General features: G+C 64.0%; 4 protein-coding genes. All 4 read left to right on the forward strand.

Going from position 1 to position 24,784, the window contains the following annotated elements; all coding sequences use genetic code 11:
• Positions 1-22 precede the first annotated feature (22 nt).
• The 4 genes from LIS66_RS09250 (at position 23) to LIS66_RS09265 (ending at position 24,747) form a co-directional block, all read left to right on the forward strand.
• Positions 23-1,006: a TauD/TfdA family dioxygenase gene (locus LIS66_RS09250; protein ID WP_227974054.1), complete on the forward strand. Its 984-nt coding sequence runs from the start codon at positions 23-25 to the stop codon at positions 1,004-1,006.
• A gap of 188 nt (positions 1,007-1,194) precedes the next feature.
• Entirely contained in the window at positions 1,195-4,596 is a 3,402-nt protein-coding gene (locus tag LIS66_RS09255; RefSeq protein ID WP_227974055.1) for a non-ribosomal peptide synthetase, read from the forward strand.
• Positions 4,593-12,419: a non-ribosomal peptide synthetase gene (locus LIS66_RS09260; RefSeq protein WP_227974056.1), complete on the forward strand. Its 7,827-nt coding sequence runs from the start codon at positions 4,593-4,595 to the stop codon at positions 12,417-12,419. Before LIS66_RS09255 ends, LIS66_RS09260 begins: the two co-directional genes overlap by 4 nt.
• A gap of 13 nt (positions 12,420-12,432) precedes the next feature.
• On the forward strand, positions 12,433-24,747 hold the full coding sequence (locus LIS66_RS09265) for a non-ribosomal peptide synthase/polyketide synthase (RefSeq protein ID WP_227974057.1): 12,315 nt from the start codon (positions 12,433-12,435) through the stop codon (positions 24,745-24,747).
• Positions 24,748-24,784: the final 37 nt, after the last annotated feature.

Below are 24,784 nucleotides of genomic sequence, written 5' to 3' on the forward strand. Positions count from 1 at the left end.
ACGCATAGTCAGGAGGCCAGTCATGGCTGTTGCTTTGGGATTTTCCGTTCGGCCATTGCTGCCGCAGCGCGGACGCTTGCCGCTATTGATCGAGGCGAGCGATGCCGACACTGATCTGTTGGCGGTATTCGATGAATTGAAGGAGCTGGTCGACGAGCATCTGCTGCGCGACGGTGGTGTGCTGTTTCGCGGTTTCCGCCTCGATGGCTCCGAGCAGTTCCGCCAGTTCGCCGCAAGCTTCGGTCATCCGCTGCTGAACTACGAGTTCGGCTCGACCCCGCGTACCAACGTCACCCAAGGGGTGTACACCTCCACGGAATACCCGGCGCACCAGAGCATTCCGTTGCACAACGAACAGGCGTATTCCCGCGACTGGCCGATGAAAATCTGGTTCTACAGCATGATCGCGGCGAAGTCCGGCGGTGAGACGCCGATTGCCGACAGCCGCGAAGTCTACCGGCGCATTCCGGTGGCGATCCGTGAGCGTTTCGTCAGTAAAGGTCTGATGTATGTGCGCAACTTCGGCAACGGCCTCGATGTCGCCTGGGAAGACGTGTTCAACACCGAAGACCGCGAGGTCGTCGAGGCGTACTGCAAGGCCCACGGCATTGTCTGTGAATGGAAGGACGACGGCGAGCTGCGCACGCGGCAGACCTGTCAGGCGGTGGCGGTGCACCCGGTAACGGGCGATCACGTCTGGTTCAATCAGGCGCACCTGTTTCACATCTCCAACCTGCAAGCGGAAGTGCGCGAAAGCCTGCTCGACATCGTCGACGAAGAAGACCTGCCACGTAATGTCTACTACGGCGATGGTTCGCCGATCGAAGACGAAGTGCTGGCGCAGATTCGCGCGGTGCTCGATGACTGTGCGATCAGTTTTCCGTGGCAGGAGGGCGATGTGCTGATGCTCGATAACATGTTGTCAGCGCATGCTCGCTCACCGTTCGAAGGGCCGCGCAAAGTGATTGTGGCAATGGCCGAGGGGCATTCGCAGGACGCGCGCTGAGCGGATCGCAACGCTTCAATTTGAATGCCGAAGCCGGGCCTGTACCGGGCTTCGGCATTTGTCTGTCTGGCGTTCGTACCGTCGGGCTGCGATTGCCGCTGGCGCGCTAAATCGTTGCGCGGGCCATTCGTTCTTGTTGATACGACCGGGTCTCCAGGTCACGCCGCCGATCAGCAAGGACTCCACGCATGAATGCCGCAGACGCACAGAAACTAGCCCGCCGCTTTATCGAATTGCCCCAGGACAAACGTCGTTTGTTCCTCGCCGGCATGGCCCGCGAAGGCATCGATTTTGCGCAGCTTCCCATGACTGCCTGCGACGGCATCGCTGAGCGCGACGGCCTGTCTTACGCGCAGCAGCGCATGTGGTTTCTCTGGCAACTGGAGCCGACCAGCGCAGCCTACAACCTGCCGATGGCGGTGCGTCTGGATGGCGATCTGCAAGTCGAGGCACTGGAGCAGGCCTTCAGCCGTCTGGCGGCACGCCACGAATGTTTGCGCACCACCTTCGGCCAGGACGGCGAGCATGCCTTCCAGCGTGTGGCCGAGCCGCAGCCACTGAAGTTGCCCGTTACTGACCTGGGCGGGTTGCCCGAAGCACAGCGCTGGCCGCTCGCGCAGCAGCACATGATGGCCGAGGCGACCCAGGCCTTCGACCTGCAGAACGGCCCGCTGCTGAGTCTGCGTCTGTTGCGCCTGGCCGAGCGGGAACATGTGCTGCTGCTGACCCTGCATCACATCATCGCCGACGGCTGGTCGATGAACATTCTGATCGATGAGTTCATGCGCACCTACGATGCGCTGGTGGCCGGGCGCGAACCGACGCTGGCGCCGCTGACCGTGCACTATCGCGACTACGCGCTGTGGCAGCGCAGCTGGCTGGAGGCTGGCGAGCGTGAGCGGCAACTGGACTACTGGCGCACGCAACTGGGCGACGAGCATCCGGTGCTGGAATTGCCCACCGACCGCGCCTATCCGGCGCAATCCAGCCATCAGGGCGCGCGCCTGGAAACGGTGATCGATGCAGCCCTGCGTGAAGAGCTGAAAAGCCTTGCCCAGCGTCAGGGCGTGACGTTGTTCGTGGTGCTTTTGGCGGCGTTCAAAACCCTGCTGCATCGCTACAGCGGCCAGACCGATATTCGTGTCGGCGGACTGATCGCCAACCGCACCCGCAGTGAAACCGAAGGCCTGATCGGTTTCTTCGTCAACACGCAAATCCTGCGCAGCGCGGTCACTGCGCAGACGCCCTTCACTGAGCTGCTGCAGAGCCTGCGCCAGGCGGCACTAGGTGCTCAGGCCCATCAGGATCTGCCGTTCGACGCCCTGATCGAAGCCCTGCAACCGGCGCGCAGCCAGAGCCACAATCCGCTGTTTCAGGTGATGTTCAACCATCAGCCGCTGGTCACCGATTTGCATCAGGCGCAACTCGCTTCAGGCTTGCGCGTGGGCTATCTGAGCGAAGAACAACTGGCCGGCAGCGCTCGGCAACACGCGGCCACCAGTGACCTGATGCTCGACACCCGTGAGGAGGGCGAGCAACTGTTTGCCGCCTTCACTTACGCCACGGATATTTTCGACGCCGCGACCATCGCCGCGCTGGCCGGGCATTGGCGCAACATTCTCCAGTCCGTGTGCCGCGACCCGCAACAGTTGATCGGCGACGTGGCGATGCTCGCCGCTAGCGAACGGCAAGCTCTGATTCAGTCCACTGCGCCTGCGCCTCGTTTCACCAGCGTGCAAAGCCTGTTCGAAGCGCAGGTCGCGCGCACTGGGCAAGCGCCGGCGGTGCGGTTGGCCTCTGCGCCTGCGCCGGCATTCAGCTACGACGAACTCAACACTCGCAGCAATCGTCTGGCCCATCAGTTGCGCGCATGGGGTGTCGGTCCGGACGTGCTGGTCGGCGTCGCGCTGGGGCGCTCGCTGGAACTGGCGGTGGCGCTGCTGGCGGTGCTCAAGGCCGGTGGTGCCTACGTGCCGCTGGACCCGCAGACCCCGGCCGAACGCTTGCGCCATGTGCTCGATGACAGCGGTCTGAAACTGTTGCTCAGCGACCGGCAAAGCCTCGCCAGCCTGCCGCCCCTCGATGGTGTCGAGTGCCTGTGTCTGGAGCAATTGCCCGACAGTGAGCAGGCCGACAATCTGCCGGTCACGGTCGAAGCCGACAACCTCGCTTACGTGATCTACACCTCTGGATCCACCGGGCGGCCGAAAGGCGTGGCGGTCAGTCATGGCGCACTGAGCGAGTTCATCGCCCGCGCCATCGATTACAGCGATCTGCACGAAGGCGACCGGGTTCTGCAATTCGCCACCAGCAGTTTCGACGGTTTCGTCGAGCAGTTTTTCCCGCCGTTGTGCCATGGCGCCAGCGTGGTCATGCGCGACGCGCCGTTGTGGGACAGCGCGACGCTGCATCAGGTCATCATCGATCAGGGCGTCACTCTTGCCGACTTGCCGGCGGCCTACTGGTATTGGCTGGTGCAGGAATACGCGGCGAAACCGCCGGCAAGTTTCGCCGCGCTGCGCCAGGTTCACGTTGGCGGCGAAGCCATGGCGGTGGACGGCTTGCGCTTGTGGCAGCAGGCCGGGCTCGGCCATGTGCGCCTGCTCAACACCTACGGTCCGACCGAGGCCACGGTGGTCTCGACGATTCATGACTGCACCGGGCTGACCGCGCAGGACGTGTCGTGGCGCGGCATGCCGATCGGCAAGGGGCTGGCGGCGCGGCGCCTGTACGTGCTCGACGATGACCTGAACCTGCTGCCGCAAGGCGCGGTGGGCGAGTTGTACATCGGTGGGCCGGGACTGGCACGGGGTTATCACCGTCAGCCGAGCCTCAGCGCCGAGCGTTTCATTGCCGACCCGTTCGCCGACGGTCAGCGCCTGTACCGCACCGGCGATCGTGCGCGGCTGCGCGGCGATGGCGCGCTGGAGTACGTCGGCCGGGTCGATCATCAGGTGAAGATTCGCGGTTTCCGCATCGAACTGGGCGAGATCGAATCGCGCCTGCAGCAATGTCCCGGGGTTCGCGAAGCGGTGGTGCTGGCGGTGCCGTTCGCGGGCGGTACGCAACTGGTCGCCTACGTGGTGACCGAACCGGCAGCGCTCGCCAGTGCGGCGACGCAAGCGCTGTTCCGTCAGCAGACCCGCGCCGCGCTGCAAGCCAGTCTGCCGGATTACATGGTGCCGGGGCATCTGCTGTTGCTGGCGAACCTGCCGCTGACGCCGAGTGGCAAGCTCGACCGCAAGGCCTTGCCAGCGCCGGATCCGGCGCAGTTGCAGGGCGATTACCGTGCCCCGCAATCGGCGGCCGAGCAGTGCCTGGCGCAGGTATGGGCCGAGGTGCTGCAGGTGCCGCGTGTGGGGCTGGACGATCACTTTTTTGAACTGGGCGGCCATTCGTTGTTGGCCGCGCAGGTGATCGCGCGAATCAAGGAGCAGATGGGTGTGGTGCTGCCGCTGCGCAGCCTGTTCGAAAAACCGCTGCTGGCGGATCTCGCCGAGGTGCTCGGGCAACTGGCCGAGGCGAGCGGCGACGACGACTGGTCCGACATGGATCAGTTCATGAATGCTTTGCAAGGAGAAGAAGTATGAGCGGCACGATGGCGGAACGTATTGCGCAAAGATTCGTCGGCCTGCCGCTGGAACAGCGTCGGCTGTTTCTCGCCAGGCTGCGTGAGGAGGGCAAGGATTTCAGCCTGCTGCCGCTGCCGGTCAGCCGCCACGACTGCGCGTCGATTCCCCTGTCGTTCGCCCAGCAGCGCCTGCTGTTTCTCTGGCAACTGGAACCGCACAGTGCCGCGTACAACATGGCCGCCGGCTTGCGTCTGAAGGGGCTGCTGGACGAGTCGGCATTGAGCCGTTCGTTTGATCATCTGCTGGCGCGCCATGAAGTGTTGCGCACGGTGTTCCACACTGACGGCGATCAGCCCTATCAGGTGATTCTCGAGCAGCAAAGTATTGCCCTGGAACGCTTCGACCTGACGGGCATCGCGGCGCAAGAGCGCGAGCAAGTACTCGCGCAACACGTGCAGGACGTCACCGCGCAACCGTTCGATCTGCGCCATGGCCCGTTGTTGCGCGCCAGTCTGTTTGCCTTGGCCGACGAAGAGTTCGTGCTGGTGGTGAGCATGCATCACATCGTCTCCGACGGCTGGTCGATGGACGTCATGGTCAAGGAATTCTTCCAGTGCTATCAGGCTTTCAGTCTGCAGCGCGAGCCGCAGTTGCCGGCGTTGCCATTGCAGTACGCCGACTATGCGATCTGGCAGCGACGCTGGCTGGAAGCAGGCGAGGGCGAGCGCCAGCTCGACTACTGGCGTCAGCAACTGGGCGACGAGCATCCGCTGCTGGAAGTGGCGCCGGACTTTGCCCGACCGCTGACCCAGAGTTTTGCGGGGCAGACCCTGAGCTTCGATTTCGGTGCCGACCTGTCGCGCCAGCTCAATGCTTTTGCCCGCAGCCAGGGCATCAGCCTGTTCATGCTGGTGCTGGCCGGGTTCTCGCTGTTCCTCTCGCGTCTGGCCGGCGAGCGCGACATACGTGTTGGCGTGCCGAATGCCAACCGTGGCCGCGCCGAAGTCGAAGGGTTGATCGGTTTCTTCGTCAACACCCAAGTGCTGCGTTGCCAGGTCGATGAGCGCGGCAGTTTCGCGGATCTGCTGGCGCAGGTGCGGGAAGCGGCGTTCGGCGCGCAGGCGCATCAGGAATTGCCGTTCGAGCAACTGGTCGACGAATTGGTCGCCGAACGCACCCTCGGTCACAACCCGTTGTTCCAGGCCAAGTTCAACCAGAACGTCGGCATGCAGAAACAACGCTCGATGGCCTTGCCCGGTCTGACCGTCAGTGAATACCCGCTGGCCAAGGACGGCACGCATTTCGATCTGGCCCTGGACATCACCGACGACGGCGCGCTGATCCACGGTCAGATGACCTACGCCAGCGATCTCTATCGGGCGGAGACGGTCGCCGCTTTCGTGCCGATGTTGCTCGACCTGTTCAGCCAATTGCTCAATGCGCCGCAGGCGCCGCTGCACACGGTCGCCACGCAACGGCCTGCGGCGCTTGCCATTCAACGCGAGCCGGCGTTGACGGTGTTGCAGCACTGGACCCGTGAAGTGGCCCGCCAGCCGCAGGCGCTGGCCGCCCGCGATCTTCAGCAGACCATGACGTTCCAGGCACTGGATGAGCAAGCCAATCGTCTCGCCCATTATTTGCGTGCGCAGGGCGTCACCGTGGGCGAACCGGTGGCGGTGCTGCTGGAGCGTTCGCTGGACTGGCTGACTTGCGTGTTGGCGATTCTCAAGGCTGGCGCGGTGTACATGCCCCTCGACGTCAAGGCACCGAGCGCACGCCTGCAACAGATGCTCGGGGCTGCGCAGGCACGGGCTTTGATCGGTGCCGAAGGCGATGCGCGGGTCAGCGAACTGGCGGTCGAGAGCTGTCAGGGTCTTGAATTTGCCCCGGAGCAATGGCAGTCGCTGCCAGCGTCCGCGCCTGAGCTGACGCTACATGCACAATCGCCGGCCTATGTGATTCACACCTCCGGTTCCACCGGGCAACCCAAGGGCGTGCTGGTCAGCCACGGCGCGCTGGGCAGTTATGTGCGCGGCGTCCTCGAGCGTCTGGCGCCTGCGCCCGAGGCGAGCATGGCGCTGGTTTCGACCATCGCCGCCGACCTTGGCTTCACCGTGCTGTTCGGCGCGTTGTGCTCGGGTCGCCTGCTGCATGTGCTGCCGGAAGAGCTCGGTTTCGACCCGGACCGCTTTGCCGACTACATGGCCCGCCATCGCGTCGACGTGCTGAAAATCGTTCCCGGCCATCTCGCCGCGCTGTTGCAGGCGGCCCAGCCAGCCGACGTGCTGCCGGAACACGCATTGATCGTCGGCGGCGAAGCCTGTTCGCCGGCGCTGGTCGAGCGCGTGCAGCAACTGAAACCGGGCTGTCGCCTGATCAATCACTATGGCCCGAGCGAAACCACCGTAGGCGTGCTGACCCATGAGGTCGAAGCACTTGCCGCGCAAACGCGCAGCGTTCCGGTCGGCACGGCGTTGGCCGGTGCCCATGTCTATGTGCTCGACGATGTGCTCAACCCGGTGGCCGATCAGGTTGCCGGTGAGCTGTACATCGGCGGCGACAGCGTTGCCCTGGGTTACCTGAATCAGCCGGGGCTGACCGCCGAACGTTTCCTGCCCGACCCGTTCGGCGCAGCCGGCGCGCGGGTGTACCGCAGCGGCGACCGGGTCCGGCGCAACCGCGAGCAGGCGCTGGAATTCATCGGTCGTGCTGACGATCAAGTGAAAGTGCGCGGCTACCGCGTCGAGCCGGCGGAAGTCGCGCGGCTGTTGCTCAGCCTCGACGGCGTCAGCGAAGCCGCGGTGCTCGCGTTGCCACTGGATGACGATCCGGCGCGCCTGCAACTGCTGGCCTGGTGCGTGCCGCTAGCGGGTGCGAAGGTGCAGGCGCAGGCGCTGCGCGAGCAATTGCAGGCGCGGCTGCCGGACTACATGGTGCCGGCGCAGTTGCTGTTGCTGGAAAAGCTGCCGCTGACTGCCAACGGCAAACTCGACAAACGCGCCTTGCCCGTGCCCGGCGTGGTCAGCCAGCAGTTTGTCGCGCCGGTCGGTGAGATCGAAGAGAAACTGGCTGCAATCTGGGCCGAGGTGCTCAAGCTCGAGCGGGTCGGCAGCAGCGATAACTTCTTCGAACTGGGTGGCGACTCGATTCTCAGTCTGCAGATCATCGCCCGGGCCAAGCGCCAGGGAATCAAGCTCAGCCCCAAGCAGTTGTTCGAAAAACAGACCATCGGCCAACTGGCCGCCGTGGCCAAACTGATCGAGGCCAAACCGGCTGCCGCTGCCGCACCTGTGGCACGCGGGCCATTGCCGTTGCTGCCGATTCAAGAGCGTTTCTTCGAGACGCCGATTGCCCAGCGCCAGCATTGGAATCAGTCAGTGATGTTGCAACCGACCCTGGCGCTGGACGCCGTGCACCTGCGCAAGGCGCTGGCGACGTTGGTCGAACAGCACGAAGCACTGGCCTTGAGCTTTGTGCAGTCGGGCGATCGCTGGCAGGCATTGCCGCAGTCGCAGGGTGATACCGAATTGCTCTGGGTCCGCGAGCTGGACAGTCTCCACGCCTTGCCAGCGCTGGTCGACGCGGCGCAGCGCAGCCTGGATCTGCAACGCGGGCATTTGTTGCGCGCGGTGCTGGTCAATCTGCCGAATGCCGAGCAACGTCTGCTGCTGGTGATCCATCACCTGGTGGTCGATGGCGTGTCGTGGCGCATTCTGCTGGAGGACTTGCAGCAGGCCTATCACGCCCTGGCGGCGGGAACGGCGCTCGCGTTGCCGGGCAAAAGCAGTTCGCTGCACGACTGGGCCGGGCAGTTGCATCGTTATGCACAGAGCGAAACGTTGGCGGCCGAAAGCGCTTATTGGCGCCAGACCCTTGAGGCCGACAACGCGGCCCTGCCACGGGATTTTGCCGAGGACAGCCAGACCCGCGCCGAGGCCGCCCGCGCCAGTACGCGCCTGAGCCAGACACTGACCGACAAGCTGCTGAAAGTCGCCCCGGCGGCGTATCGCACGCAGATCAATGATCTGTTGCTGACTGCATTGGCGCGGGTGCTGTGTGACTGGAGCGAGCAGCCTTCGGTGTTGATCCAGCTCGAAGGTCATGGTCGTGAAGACCTGTTCGACGACATCGACCTGAGCCGCACAGTCGGCTGGTTCAGCAGCCTGTTCCCGGTGCGCCTGACCCCGCAGACGAACCCGGCTGCGTCGCTGTGCGCGATCAAGGAGCAACTGCGTGCGGTGCCGGGCAAGGGCATCGGGTATGGCGTGCTGCGTTACCTCACGCGTTCTGCCGAGTTGCAGGCGCTGGCGCAACCCCGGGTGACCTTCAATTATCTCGGCCAGTTCGACGGCGCGTTCAGCGTTGAGCAAGGCGCGTTGTTCGTGCCAAGCGCTGACAGCACCGGAGCCAATCAGGATGAGCAGGCGCCGCTGGGCAATTGGCTGAGTGTCGACGGTCAGGTCTTCGGCGGTGAGCTGGAATTGACCTGGACCTTCGGCACCGGCATGTACCGCACCGCGACCATCGAGGCGTTGGCCGAGGCCTATCGCGTCGAGCTGGAGCGCCTGATCGAACATTGCTGCGAGAGCGGTGCCGGTGGCGTGACACCCTCGGACTTCAACCTCGCCAACCTCACGCAGGCGCAGCTGTCGGCGCTGCCGATCGCGCCGCGTGACATCGTTGATCTGTACCCGCTGTCGCCGATGCAGCAAGGCATTCTGTTCCACAGCCGCAACGAGCCGGACAGCCCGGCCTATACCAATCAACTGCGGGTCGACGTGGAACAACTCGACGCCGAGCGCTTCCGCCAGGCCTGGCAGCAGACCCTCGAAGCCCACGATATCCTGCGTACCGCGTTCGTCTGGCCGCAGGATGCCGCCGCGCCGGTGCAGGTGGTGCGCAGCCGTGTGCAGATGCCGTGGCAGGTGCAGGACTGGCGCGGTCGCGATGGCCTCGATTCAGCGCTTGATCATCTGGCCACTGAAGATCTGCACAACGGTTTCGATCTGCTCGAAGCACCGCTGTTGCGCGTGACGCTGGTGCGCACCGATGAGAACACTCATCACCTGATCTACACCTGTCATCACATCCTCATGGACGGCTGGAGCACTTCGCAGTTGTTCGGCGAAGTGCTGCAACGCTACGCCGGCATCACGCCGAGCGCAGGGCAGGGGCGCTATCGCGATTACATCGAATGGCTTGGCCAGCGCGATCAGCAGGCCAGTCGGCAATTCTGGAGCGCGGCGCTGGCGGAACTCGCAGAGCCGACGCGACTGGCCAGCGCCATGCCGGTCCGGCAGCGCGACGCAAGCGGTTATGCCGATCATGAGCATGTGTTCAGCGAACAGCTGACGGCCGAACTGAACCGCTTCGCCCGCGAACAGAAAGTCACGCTCAACACGCTGGTGCAAGCGGCGTGGCTGCTGCTGTTGCAGCGCTATACCGGGCAGGATCACGTGGCGTTTGGTGCAACCGTGGCTGGGCGGCCGACGGATTTGCCGGGCGTCGAGCAGCAAATCGGCCTGTTCATCAATACCTTGCCGGTGGTGGCGGCGCCATCGCCGGAGATCGGCGTCAGCCAATGGCTGCAACAGGTACAAGACCTCAACCTGGCGTTGCGCGAGCACGAACACACGCCGCTGTATGACATTCAGCGCTGGGCCGGCACGGGTGCCGGGGCGTTGTTCGACAGTATTCTGGTGTTCGAAAACTATCCGATGGCTGAAGCGCTGGCGCAGGGCCCTGAGACGGGCCTGAAGTTCTCGGCAATCCGCCGGCAGGAGCAGACCAACTATCCGCTGACGCTGGTCGCGGTTACCGGCCGCGAGCTGAGTCTGGGCGTGAGTTACGATCAGGCCAGTTTCGACGCTCCAGCGATCAGTGTGTTGAGTGCGCAGTTGCAAGGTCTGCTCGAGCAGTTCCTCGCCGACGCCACCCAGCCGCTGGGTGCGCTGCAACTGCTCGCCGAGCCACAACGGCAACAAGCGATCGCGTGGGGCAAGGCGCCGGTGACCGCGCCGGATCAACGCACGGTGCTGGCGCACATCGCCGCGCAGGTGCAGCGACAGCCACAAGCGAGCGCGGTGCGGTTCGCTGAGCAGTCCATCGATTACCAAAGCCTCGATACCCGGGCCAATCGTCTGGCGCACAAGCTGCAAGGCATGGGCGTCGGGCCGGAGGTGCGCGTCGGCGTGTGCATGCGCCGCACGCCGGACATGCTGGTCGCACTGTTGGCGATCCTCAAGGCCGGTGGCGCCTACGTGCCGCTGGACCCGGATTATCCGCAGGAGCGCTTGCTGCACATGCTGGACGACAGTCGCGCCGCCGTGCTGCTCACCGAACCGGCGGCGTTGGCGATGCTGCCCGACACCTTGAGTGCGAAGGTGCTGCTGGTGGACGCGAGCGTCGCCAGCGAATGCCCGGTCACTGCGCCGCTGGTTAACCTCGCTGCAGACAATCTGGCGTACGTGATCTACACCTCCGGCTCCACCGGCAAACCGAAAGGCGTGGCGATCAGTCACGGCAATCTGTCGGCACTGATTCAATGGTCGGCGGGGGGCTATCGCGAAGAGCAATTGCGCGGCGTGCTGGCCTCTACCTCAATCTGCTTCGATCTGTCGGTGTGGGAAATCTTCGTCACGCTGGCCTGCGGTGGCTGTCTGGTGCTGGCCGACAACGCCCTGGCGCTGGCCGATTTGCCGGCGCGCGAGCAGGTCACCCTGATCAACAGCGTGCCGTCGGCGATTGCCGCGTTGCAACGGGCCGGGCAGATTCCGGCTTCGGTCGGCACCATCAATCTGGCCGGCGAACCGCTCAAGCAGAGTCTGGTCGACAGCCTCTATGCCAGCACCCGGGTGCAGCAGGTCTACGACCTCTACGGGCCGTCGGAGGACACCACCTATTCGACCTTCACCCTGCGCACGCCGCAGGGGCGGGCGAACATTGGCCGGCCGCTGGACAACACCGTCGCCTACCTGCTCGACAGTCAGTTACAGGTGCTGCCCGCAGGCGTGCCGGCCGACCTGTACCTCGCGGGCGCCGGAGTAACCCGCGGCTATCTGCGCCGCGCCGCGCTGACCGCCGAACGCTTTGTGCCGAATCCTTACGCGAGCAATGGCGAGCGTCTGTACCGCACCGGCGATCTGGTGCGCGAGGGCGACGACGGCAATATCGAGTACATCGGTCGCGCCGACCATCAGGTGAAGATTCGCGGTTTCCGTATCGAACTCAGCGAGATCGAAGCGCGCCTGCTGGAGCTCGACGATATCGGCGAAGCGGTGGTGCTGGCGCAGGACGATGCCGCTGGCAAACACCTGCATGCCTATCTCGTCGCCGCGCCGGACAGCGAGCGGTCGACCCTGACCGAGCGGGTGCGCAGTGCGCTGGTCAGCCGCTTGCCGGCGCACATGGTCCCGGGGCATTTGCACCTGATCGACGCGATCCCGCTGACGCCCAACGGCAAGCTCGATCGCAAGACGCTGATGGCGTTGGCCGAGAGCCCGATGCAGGAGCAATACCAGGCGCCGCAAAGCGACCTGCAGTGGGAGGTCGCAACGATCTGGCAGGAGGTGCTGGAGGTCGAGCGGGTAGGGCTGGCGGACAACTTCTTCCAGCTTGGCGGGCATTCGCTGCTGGCGACGCTGGTGGTGACCCGGGTGCAGGAGCGCCTCGGCGACAAGGTGCCGCTCAAGGCGCTGTTCGAAACCGACACGCTCAAGGAGTTCTGCGCGCGGATCGAAGCGCTGCGCGTCGAAATGTCGCCCGTTCAGGATGAATTGGCTAAATCACTGGAGGCCCTCAAACGTCTATCCCTCGATGATCTGGAAAAACTGATTTCTTGAGAGGGAAAAACGCGTGCAAGAGTTAATCGAGTCGGTAGGACAACTTTCGGCTAAGCAAAGAAAGGCTCTGGCGGTTCTGCTCAAGCAGAAAGGCGTCAACCTCTTTGACATTGCCCCGGTTTTCAAGCGCACGGCTGAAGAGCCGTTGCTGCTGTCCTACGCTCAGCAGCGCCAGTGGTTCCTCTGGCAGTGGGCACCGCACAGCGCGGCCTACAACATTCCGACGGCCCTGCGCTTGCAGGGCCCGCTGGATGTGCCGGCACTGGAACGCAGCATCGCGGCGCTGATCGAACGCCACGAAACCTTGCGCACGGTATTCACTCAAGACAGTGCACAACCCTTGCAAGTGGTCCTGCCCGCAGGACCTTTTGCGTTGGAGATTCATCACCTGAGCGCTGATCTGGCGAACGACCCGGACAGCTCGATCCAGGCCTTCGTCCAGACCCAGAGCCAGAAGACTTTCGACCTGCAGCACGGCCCGTTGCTGCGTGCCGCACTGCTCCAGGTCAGCCCCGTTGAGCATGTGCTGGTGCTGACCCTGCACCACATCGTTTCCGATGGCTGGTCGCTGCAAGTGATGATCGAGGAACTGGTGCAGCTCTACGCCGGTTTCAACCTCGGTCACGACGCCGGTTTGCCCGCGCTGCCGATCCAGTACGCCGATTACGCCTTGTGGCAGCGCCAGTGGATGGAAGCCGGGGAGCAGGAGCGCCAACTGGCCTACTGGCAGGAAAAGCTCGGCGGCGAACAGCCGGTACTGGAGCTGCCGCTGGATCGCCCGCGCGCGGTCGAGCAGAGCTTCGCCGGCGCCAGCCATAACCTGATTCTTGACCCGGTGCTGAGCAATGCCCTCAAGGCCTTCGCCCGGCAGGAAAACGTCACGCTGTTCGTGTTGCTGCTGGCTTCGTTTCAGGCCTTGTTGCATCGCTACAGCGGGCAAAGCGATATCCGTGTCGGCGTGCCGGTGGCCAACCGTGGCCGGGTGGAAATCGAGCGCCTGATCGGCTTCTTCGTCAATACCCAGGTGCTCAAGGCGGATGTCGACGCAGAGCTGCCATTTGTCGAGCTGCTGCGTCAGGTCAAACAGACCGCGCAGGAGGCGCAGGCGCATCAGGACTTGCCCTTCGAGCAACTGGTCGAAGCGCTGGAACCGGGCCGCAGCCTCAGTCACAGTCCGCTGTTCCAGGTCATGTTCAACCACCAGGCCGAGCGCCGTGCGAGCGTTGCGACGCGCCTGAACGGTCTGAACATCGCGCCGCTGGAATGGCAGAGCCAGACCGCGCAATTCGACCTGACCCTCAACACCACCGAACAGGCCCACGGCATCGAAGCGGTGCTCAAGTACGCCACCGACCTGTTCGACGCGGCGACTATCGAGCGTCTTGCGCAACACTGGACTGCGCTGTTGCAGGCGATCGTCGCCGAGCCGACCCAGCGCATCGGCCAATTGCCGATACTCGACGCCGGCCAGCAGCAACAGCTGTTGGCGCAATGGAATCCGCCGCGGGTCGAACAACCGCTGACCCAGTGCATCCAGCAAGCCATCGAAGCCCAGGCCGCGCGGCATGCCGACGCGGTGGCCGTGACCTTTGCCGGGCAATGCCTGACCTACGCTGAACTCAATCGCCGCGCCAACCAATGGGCGCATACGCTGATCGAGCGGGGTGTCGGCCCGGACGTGCGCGTCGGCGTTGCAGTCGAGCGTTCGCTGGACATGATCGTCGCCATTCTCGCGGTGCTGAAGGCCGGCGGTGCCTATGTGCCGCTGGACCCGAGCTACCCGGATGATCGCTTGAGCTACATGATCGACGACAGCGGCATTCAATTGCTGTGGACCCAGGGTCATTTGCTCGGGCAGTTGCCGATTCCGTCGGGGCTGGTCTGCCTCGATCTGGATCAGGCGCCGGAACATAGCATCGAAAGCAACCCGCCATGCCTGATCACGCCGGACAATCTGGCCTACGTCATCTACACCTCCGGTTCCACCGGTAAACCCAAAGGCGCGTTGCTGCCGCACGGCAACGTCATGCGCCTGTTCAGCGCCACCGAGCAGTGGTTCGATTTCGGCCCGCAGGACAGCTGGACGCTGTTCCATTCCTACGCGTTCGACTTTTCGGTGTGGGAGATTTTCGGCGCGCTGTTGTATGGCGGCAAACTGGTGGTCGTGCCCCACGATGTCAGCCGTTCGCCGGAGGATTTCTACACGCTGCTCTGCGATGAAAATGTCACGGTGTTGAACCAGACGCCGTCGGCGTTCAAGCCGTTGATGCAGGTCGCCTGTGACTCTGCGCGCAGTAATGCCCTGCGTTACGTGGTGTTCGGTGGCGAGGCGCTGGAAGTGCAGAACCTGCGCCCGTGGTTCGAACGTTTTGGCGACCGCGCGCCGACGCTGATCAACATGTACGGCATCACCGAAACGACCGTGCACGTGACTTACCGGCCGTTGTCGCTGGCGGATCTGCACAGCAACCACAGCAGCCCGATTGGCGCGCCGATAGTCGACCTGTCGTGGTACTTGCTCGATGGCTCGCTCAACCTGGTGCCGCAAGGCTGCATCGGCGAGTTGTACATCGCCGGTGCCGGTCTGGCCCGTGGTTATCTGAATCAGTCCGGCATGAGCGCCACCCGCTTCGTGCCCGACCCGTTCAATCGCAAGGCAGGCGAGCGCCTGTACCGTACCGGCGACCTTGCACGGCTGCGCGGCGACGGGGTGATCGAGTACATCGGCCGTATCGACCACCAAGTGAAGATCCGTGGCTTCCGCATCGAACTGGGCGAAATCGAAGCGCAACTGCTCAAGCATCCGCAGGTGCGCGAAGCGGTGGTGCTGGCGGTGGACGGCCTCAGCGGCCAGCAACTGGCAACCTGGGTCGTACCCGTCGAGGCAGTGAACGCGGACGAGCAGGGCGCGCTGCGCGATTCGATCAAGGCGCACCTGCGCGAAACCCTGCCGGATTACATGGTCCCGGTCAGTTGGGCGTTCCTTGAGCTGCTGCCACTGACCGCCAACGGCAAACTCGATCGCAAGCAGCTGCCGCAGCCGGACGTCGCCCAGGTGCAGGAGGCGTACGCCGCACCGCGCAGTGAACTGGAACAGCGTCTGGCCGAGATCTGGCAAGACGTGCTCAAGGTCGAACGGGTAGGGCTGCACGACAACTTCTTCGAACTGGGCGGCGATTCGATCATCTCGATTCAGGTAGTCAGTCGCGCGCGGCAGGCCGGCATTCGCTTCACGCCCAAGGACATTTTCCAGCACCAGACCGTGCAGCGTCTGGCCACCGTCGCGCAACAGAGCGACGCCGTGCAAACGGAGCAGGGCGAGGTGCTCGGCGACGCGCCGCTGACGCCGATCCAGCATTACTTCTTCCACAGCGACATCCCGGCGCGCCATCACTGGAACCAGTCGATCCTGCTGACCCCGGCAAAAACCCTGCAAGCCGCTGCGCTGCAACAGGCCTTGGCACAAGTGCAAAAACAGCACGACGCCTTGCGTCTGCGTTATCGCCAAACCGAACAGGGCTGGCAGCAAAGCCATGGCGCGGCGGATCAGCCACACGACTTGTTGTGCAGCTTTACGCTGGACGACAGCGCGGCCTTGCCAGCGCTGTGCCTGGACCTGCAGCGCAGCCTCGACCTGCAAAACGGCCCGCTGATCCGCGCGGCGCTGGTCGACTTGCCAAACGCCAGTCAGCGTCTGCTGTTGGTCATCCATCACCTGGTGGTCGACGGCGTGTCGTGGCGAATCCTGCTGGAAGACCTGCAAAGCGCCTATCAGCAGATCAGCAGCGGACAGAGCGTGCACCTGCCGGCGAAGACCAGCGCGTTCAAAGACTGGGGCTTGCGCCTGCAAGAGCATGCGCGCAGCGCGGCGCTGGACAGTGAACTGGCCTACTGGCGCGAGCAGTTGCGCGACGCCCCGCTCGGTTTGCCGCTGGACAATCCGCAGGGCCAGTTGAACAACCGCTTCGAGCGCAGCGTCGACACGCGGCTGGACGCCGAACGGACCCGCCAGTTGCTGCAACAGGCCCCGGCGGTCTACCGCACCCAGGTCAACGACTTGCTACTGACCGCACTGGCGCGAGTGTTGTGTGAGTGGACCGCCAGCGACAGCGCGCTGGTGCAGCTCGAAGGGCACGGCCGCGAAGACCTCTTCGACGACATCGACCTGAGCCGCACCGTGGGCTGGTTCACCAGCATGTTCCCGGTGCGCCTGACGCCAAACGCCAGTCTGGAAACCTCGATCAAAGGCATCAAGGAGCAACTGCGCGCGATCCCCAACAAGGGCATCGGCTACGGTTTGCTGCGTTATCTCGGCACGCCCGACGCACAAGCGGCGTTGCATGAACTGGCGCAACCGCAGGTCACGTTCAACTACCTCGGGCAGTTCGATAACAACTTCGACGAAGACGCTTTGTGGCGGCCGGCCACCGAAGACAAGGGCGCCGGTCAGGACGAAAACGCGCCGATGGCCAATTGGCTGACCATCGATGGCCGGGTTTATCAGGGCCAGTTGAGCCTGACCTGGACCTACAGCAGCGACGTCTTCGAAGAGGCGACCATTGCCGCTCTGGCCCGCGCTTACGAAGTGGCGCTGAGCGAGTTGATCGACCACTGTCTCAGCCACTCGGGTGGCCTCACGCCGTCCGACGTGCCGCTGGCCGGTTTGTCCCAGGCGCATCTGGACAGCCTGCCGATCGCCGCCCAGCGCATCGAGGACATCTATCCGCTGGCGCCGATGCAGCAAGGCATTCTGTTCCACAGCCTGTACGACGCGGACTCCAGCGCCTACGTCTATCAGATGCTGCTGGACATCGACGGCCTCGACGTCGCGCGGTTCCAGCAAGCCTGGCAGCGCGTGGTCGATCGCCATGAAGTGCTGCGCGCCGGTTTCATCTGGGGCCGCGATGGCCTCGACGCGCCGTTGCAGGTGATCAACCGCCAACTGACCCTGGAAATGCCGGAAATCGATGTGCGCGATGTCGCCGATCTGCCGGCGGTGCTTGAAGCACGGGCGCAGGCTGACCGTGAACGCGGCTTCGATCTGCAGAATCCACCGCTGTTGCGCCTGTGCCTGCTGCGCACCGCCGACGATCGCCATCGGCTGATTTTCACCTGCCACCACATCCTCATGGATGGCTGGAGCAACTCGCGGATGTTCGGCGAAGTGCTGCAGGATTACGCCGGCCAGCCTGTGCCGAGCGCGCAGGGCCGCTATCGGGACTTTCTGGTGTGGCTGCAGGGCCAGGACAAGGTGGCCGCGCAGGATTTCTGGCGCGGGCAATTGGCCGAACTCGACGAGCCGACCCGACTGGCGTCGGCCTGCCACGGACGCACCGTGCCGGGGCCGGGCAAGCAGATGCATCGTCTGCACTTCGACGAAGCGTTCACTCAGCGTCTGAACAACTTTTCCCGCCAGCAACAGGTAACGCTCAACAGTCTGGTGCAGGCGGCATGGCTGCTGGTGTTGCAACGCTACACCGGTCAGGCCACCGTGGCGTTTGGCGCCACCGTGTCCGGGCGTCCGGTGGAGCTGCCGGGCATCGAGGAACAACTGGGGCTGTTCATCAACACCTTGCCGGTGATCGCCAGCCCGCAGGCCACCCTCAGTGTGGGTGACTGGGTGCGCAGCGTGCAGGACAAGAACCTGCTGCTACGCGATTACGAACAGACGCCGCTGCAGGACATTCAGCGTCTGGCCGCCTTGAGCGGCGAGGCGTTGTTCGACACCTTGCTGGTGTTCGAGAACTACCCGGTCTCCGAAGCGCTGGAGGCCAATCCGGGCGGGCTGCGTTTCTCCGGCCTGGAACATCGCGAGCAGACCAACTACGGTCTGACCCTGATCGCCGGCGCCAGCGAAGTGCTCAACCTCGATTTCAACTACCTCACCGAGCATTTTGCCGAACGCAGCGTGCTCGGTCTGGCCGGGCATTTGCGCGAAGTGCTCGAGCAATTTATCCAGGCCCCGCAGCGGGCACTCGGCGAGATCGGTCTGCTGCCGCTGGCCGAGCGTCAGACGCTGGCGCAGTGGAACGACAATCACGCGGCTTATCCGGCCGAGCGCCTGATCTCGCAGAGCTTTGAAGCGCGGGTGGCGGCACATCCGCAGGCACTGGCGTTGAGTCATGCCGGCGTGGCCTTGAGCTACGGCGAACTGAATCGGCGTGCAAACCAGTTGGCCCGACACTTGTTGACACTCGGCGTGACGGCCGAGGTGCGCGTCGGCGTGGCACTGCCGCGTTCGGCGGAACTGGTGATCGCCCTGATGGCAGTGCTCAAGGCCGGGGGCACCTATGTGCCGCTGGACCCTGACTACCCGGCCGACCGCGTGGCCTACATGCTCGACGACAGCCAGGCGAAAGTCCTGCTGACCCAGCAAGCGTTGCTGGCGCAATTGCCGTCGACAGAAGCGCAGGTGGTGCTGGTCGAGGCCGGCGGCGAGGCGTTTGCCGCGCAGGCACCGGACAACCTGCCGGCGCGCGCTGACTCGGCCAATCTTGCCTATGTGATCTACACCTCCGGTTCCACCGGCAAACCGAAAGGCGTGGCCATCGCCCATCGCAACGTGCAGGCACTGATTCACTGGTCCGCCGAGGTCTACAGCGAAGACGACCTGCAAGGCGTGCTGGCCTCGACGTCGGTGTGTTTCGACCTGTCGGTCTGGGAGATTTTCGTCACCCTGGCGCGTGGCGGATCCATGGTCATAGCGCGCAATGCCCTGGAGCTGCCGGACTTGCCCGAGCGTGATCAGGTGCGCCTGATCAACACCGTGCCGTCGGCGATTGCCGCGCTGCAACGCATCGGCCAGATCCCGCCGGGCGTGCGCATCATCAATCTGGCGGGCGAGCCGCTGAAGCAGGCGCTGGTCGACACGCTGTACCGCGAGACCTCGGTCGCCCACGTCTACGATCTGTACGGGCCTTCCGAAGACACCACGTATTCGACCTGGACGCGCCGCGAACCCGGCGGTCAGGCCAACATCGGCCGGCCATTGCGCAACACCACTGCGTACCTGCTCGACGAGCAATTGCAGGCAGCCCCAATCGGCATCGCCGCGGAGCTGTATCTGGCCGGCGACGGCATCACCCGTGGCTATCTGTTGCGCCCGGGCCTGACCGCCGAGCGCTTCGTGCCCAATCCGTTGGCGAGCAACGGCGAGCGCATGTACCGCACTGGCGACCTGACGCGCTGGCTGGATGACGGCCGAATCGAATACGTCGGCCGCATCGACCATCAGGTCAAGGTGCGCGGCTTCCGTATCGAACTGGGGGAAATCGAAGCGCGTCTGCTGGCCCAGGCCAGCGTGCGCGAAGGCGTGGTGCTGGCGGTGGACGGCGTTGGCGGCCAGCAACTGGTGGCTTATGTGGTGCCGGCCGAAGCCGATCAAAGCCTCGCGCAACTGGACGCGCTGAGTGCTGAGTTGCAAACCGCGCTAAAGGCGGATCTGCCGGACTACATGGTGCCGGCGCAGTGGCTGTTCCTCGAGCAATTGCCGCTGACACCCAACGGCAAACTCGATCGCAAGGCCTTGCCGGCAGCGGATGCCAGTCAGGCGCAACGCGATTACGTGGCACCGTCGACGCCGCTGGAGCAGCAACTGACTGAGGTCTGGCAGGACATTCTGAAGATCGAGCGGGTCGGCGTGACCGACAATTTCTTCGCCCTCGGCGGCGATTCGATCATCTCGATTCAACTGGTCAGCCGCGCGCGGCAGCAGGGCATTTGCTTCACCCCCAAGGACCTGTTCCAGCAGCAGACGGTGCAGAAACTGGCCGCAGTGGTTTCGCTTGAAGACGCGCAATCTGCCAGCGCTGCCGATTACCCGTTGGCGCAGCTGGATCAAGCGCAGCTCGATGCCTTGCCGGTGCCGGCGGAGCTGATCGAAGACGTCTACCCGCTGTCGCCGATGCAGGAAGGCATGCTGTTCCATACGCTGTCGGATAACGGCAGCAGCCTTTACGTGCAACAGGTCAGCCTGCCGATCAAGGGTCTCGACGTGGAGCGTTTCCGCCGGGCCTGGGAATTCGTCATCGTCCGGCAGGCGATCCTGCGCACCAGTTTCCATTGGCAGGATGGGTTGGCCAAGCCGTTGCAGGTCGTGCATCGCCATGCGCCGCTGCAGATGCAGGTGCTCGATTGGCGTGGGCAGGACTGCAGCGAGGCGGCGATTGCCGATTTCGCCAGCGCCGACCGCGCATTGGGTTTTGATTTGTCCGAAGCGCGTTTGCAGCGCGTGACCTTGCTGCATCTGGGCGACGAGCAGTACCAGATGATCTGGACCAGCCACCATATTCTGATGGACGGCTGGAGCAGTTCGCGGCTGTTCGGCGAGGTCTTGCAGTATTACTCCACGGGCCAGGTGACTGGCGAAAATGGCCGCTATCGCGACTTCATTGCCTGGTTGCAGGCACAGGATCAGGACGCCCAGGAGCTGTTCTGGAAAGCACGTCTGGCGGTGGTCAACGAACCGACCGCGCTGAGTCAGGCGATGCACCCGCGCCACAGCGCCGACGTTACCGGCCACGATGCGCTCTATTCGAATTGGGACAAGGCGCAGACCGCGCGTCTGCTGGAGTTCTGCCGTGATCTGCGCATCACCCCCAACACGCTGATCCAGGGTGCGTGGCTGCTGCTGTTGCAGCGCTACACCGGCCAGCAAACGGTGACCTTCGGTGCCACCGTGTCGGGGCGTCCGGAAAATCTGCCGAATGTCGGCAACATGCTCGGCCTGTTCATCAACACCTTGCCGATCATTCAGACCCCACAGGCCGATCAGCGTCTGGCCGACTGGCTGGGCGAAGTGCAGGCCTACAACCTCGACATTCGCGACTACTCCCAGGCACCGCTGGCGGATGTGCAGCGCTGGTCGAACCTCGGGGGGCAGGCGCTGTTCGACAGCATCGTGGTGTTCGAAAACTTCCCGATCGACGAGCGCTTGCAGGAAGAAACCGACACCGAGCTGACCTTCGGCAAATCCATCGGCCATGGCGTGACCAACGTGCCGATGGACCTTGCGGTGATGCTCGGCGACGAGTTGTCGATCGAATACCTGTACCTGCGCAGCCACTTCAGCGCCGAGGCGGTGCAAGGCATTCGCCTGACTCTGGAAAACACCCTCGCGGCGATGATGGCCGCGCCGTATGAGCGATTGGGTAATCTGCAGCGTCTGTCCGCCGAACAATGGCACGCGGCGCAGGCCTGGAGTGCCGAGCCTTCCCACCGCCACGCGCCGCAGTTGCTGCCGGAGCTGATCAGTCGTCATGCGCAACAGCAACCCGACGCGATCGCCGTGCAATGCGCTGGCGAAAGCCTGAGCTACGCTGAACTTGAGCGTCAGGCCAACCGACTGGCGCAGTGCCTGACTGCCCACGGTGCCGGGCCGGAAGTGGTGATCGGCGTGGCGTTGCCGCGTTCGCTGGAAATGCTGGTGAGCTTCCTTGCCGTGCTCAAGAGCGGCGCCGCGTACGTGCCGCTGGATATCGATTATCCGCCAGAGCGCCTGGCCTACATGATCGAAGATTCGCGCATGGCTTTGCTGCTGACGCAAACCAGCCTGCGCGCGACGATGCCGACGCCGCAGGGCGTGCTGCGTCTGGAAATCGATCAGCTCGATCGCAGCCTCTACAGCGACGCTGCTCCGGTTTGCGATGTTCATGAGCAGAGCCTGGCCTATCTGGTTTACACCTCCGGTTCCACCGGGCGGCCGAAAGGCGTGGCCGTCACCCAGGGCCCGCTGAGCATGCACTGCCAAGCCATCGCCGAGCTGTACGAAATGGACGCCAGCAGTTGCGAGCTGCACTTCATGTCGTTCGCTTTCGACGGCGCTCATGAACGGTGGCTGAGTACGTTGTACAGCGGCGGTCGTCTGGTGATCCGCGACGGTTGCCTATGGACCCCGGAGCAGACCTATCAGGCCCTGCACGATTACGGCGTGACCATCGCCTGCTTCCCGCCGGCCTACCTCAAGCAACTGGCCGAGTACGCGGCAGCCAGCGGCATCGCGCCGCCAGCGGTGCGCATCTACTGCTTCGGTGGCGATGCGGTGCCGGAGCAGACCTTCGAACAGGTCAAAGCCGCTTTGCGTCCGCAGTACTTCACCAACGGCTACGGCCCGACCGAAACCGTGGTCACGCCGATGCTATGGAAAGTCGCCATCAGCCAGCACTGCGAAGCGGCGTACGCGCCGATCGGCCGCGCCGTCGGTGCGCGTTCGCTGTACGTGCTCGACGACGATCTGAATCCGCTGCCGCCAGGTTTTGCCGGTGAGTTGTACATCGGCGGTTACGGTATTGCTCGCGGTTATTACGGGCGCCCCGATCTGAGCGCCGAGCGCTTCGTGCCCAACCCGTTTGCCCCGGGCGAACGCCTGTACCGCAGCGGCGATCTGGTGCGCCGCCGCCCGGACGGTGTGGTCGATTACGTCGGGCGCATCGACCATCAGGTCAAGGTGCGCGGCTTCCGTATCGAGCTGGGTGAAGTCGAGGCCAGCCTGCGTCAATTACCAACGGTCAGTGATGCTTTGGTCATCGCTCGGGACAATGCGTCCGGCAAGCAACTGATCGGTTACGTGGTCACCGCCAGCGGTGAAGACATCGGCGATGAACTCAAGGCCGGGCTGCGCGCCTCGCTGCCGGAATACATGGTGCCGGCGCAGATCGTCTGCCTCAGCGCATTCCCGGTCACGCCCAACGGCAAACTCGATCGCAAGGCACTGCCTGAACCGCAATTCAAAAGCGACGAATACCTTGCCCCCCGCACTGAGCAGGAAAGCCTGCTGGCGCAAATCTGGGCGCAGGTGCTGCAGGTCGAGCAGGTGGGTATCAGCGACAACTTCTTTGAACTGGGCGGCGACTCGATCCTCAGCCTGCAAGTGATCTCGCGGGTGAGAAACCATCCGACCCTGCAGATGGAGCTGAAGCTGCGCGATCTGATGCGCTATCAGACCATCGCCGGCATCGTCGAGCAGCAAGTGGCGAAGGAGGGCGCTGGGCAAGCGCTGCCGGACCTGACCCAGGTGGCCGCAGAAGGCGCGTTCAATCTCCTGCCGATCCAGGAATGGTTCTTCGCCGAAGGCATGGCCGAGGCGCATCACTACAACCAGTCGTTGCTGCTCAGCGCACGTCAGCCACTGGATCTCGATGCTCTGGAACAGGCACTGGGCTTGATCGAACAACATCACGATTCGCTGCGTTTGCGCTTTTCCAAGGACGGCGGGCGCTGGTTGCAGCGCTACAGCACCAGCGCATCCGACGAGGCTGTGCTGTGGCGCCGTGAAGCGCAGAACAGCGACGAGGTCGAAGCCCTGGCCAACCTTGCGCAGCGCAGCCTCAAACTTGATGACGGACCGGTCTGGCGGGTCATGCATGTGGCCTTGCCGGACGGTCAGGCACGCTTGCTGGTGGTGATTCATCACTTGGTGGTCGACACCGTGTCGTGGCGGATTCTGCTCGACGATCTGAAAGTCGCTTATGAGGCATGCGTGCAGGGGCTGGCGCCGCAACTGCCGATTCGCACCAGCAGTTATCGTTCGTTTGCCGAGGCATTGCAGGCGCAGGCGCCGGTGATTGCCGAGCAGGAATTGAGCTATTGGCTGGAGCAACTGGATCAACCGGGCGTCGATCTGCCGTGCGACAACCCGCGCGGCAAGAACCTTGTGCGGCAACAGGCGCAGGCACGGCTCAAGCTGTCCCGCGAGCACACCGAACAACTGCTCAAACAAGCCCCGGCGGTGTACGGCACGCAGATCAACGACCTGCTGCTGTCAGCGCTCAGCCGCGCCCTGTGCCGCTGGAGCCAGCAACCGTCGGCGCTGATTCTGCTTGAAGGGCACGGTCGCGAAGACCTCTTCGAATCGATCGACCTGAGCCGCAGCCTCGGCTGGTTCACCAGCATGTTCCCGGTGCGTTTGCGCCCGGACAGTGACGACATCGGCCGGTCGATCATCGATGTGCAGGCGCAACTGGCAGGTGTACCGCAGAAGGGCATCGGCTACGGCGTGCTGCGTCATCTGGCCGGCCCGGACATCTGCGCGCAACTCGCCGGTTTGCCGCAGGCGCGGGTGACGTTCAACTACCTCGGGCAGTTCGACCAGAGCTTCGATGAACAGGCGTTGCTGGTGCCGGCACTGGAAGAAACCGGCGACAACTACAGCCTCAAGGCGAACCTGGGCAACTGGCTGGAAATCGTCGGCCAGGTCTATGACGGGCAACTGGCCTTGCGCTGCATCTACAGCAACCAGCGTTACCGCGCCGGCACCATGGATGCGCTGATGAGCGATTACCAGCGTGAGCTTGAAGCGTTGATCGAGCACTGCATGGCACGGGCGGGTTGATCGCTCTTTTGTGCGGGCGCTGCCGAGGCGCGCCCGG

The organism is Pseudomonas sp. HN2, assembly GCF_020736465.1.
Taxonomy (GTDB): Bacteria; Pseudomonadota; Gammaproteobacteria; order Pseudomonadales; family Pseudomonadaceae; genus Aquipseudomonas; species Aquipseudomonas moraviensis_A.

Excerpts from the sequence above, each read along its gene's own strand:
- LIS66_RS09250 (WP_227974054.1), top strand. The coding sequence starts at position 23 with ATGGCTGTTGCTTTGGGATTTTCCGTTCGGCCATTGCTGCCGCAGCGC.
- LIS66_RS09255 (WP_227974055.1), top strand. The coding sequence starts at position 1,195 with ATGAATGCCGCAGACGCACAGAAACTAGCCCGCCGCTTTATCGAATTG.
- LIS66_RS09260 (WP_227974056.1), top strand. The coding sequence starts at position 4,593 with ATGAGCGGCACGATGGCGGAACGTATTGCGCAAAGATTCGTCGGCCTG.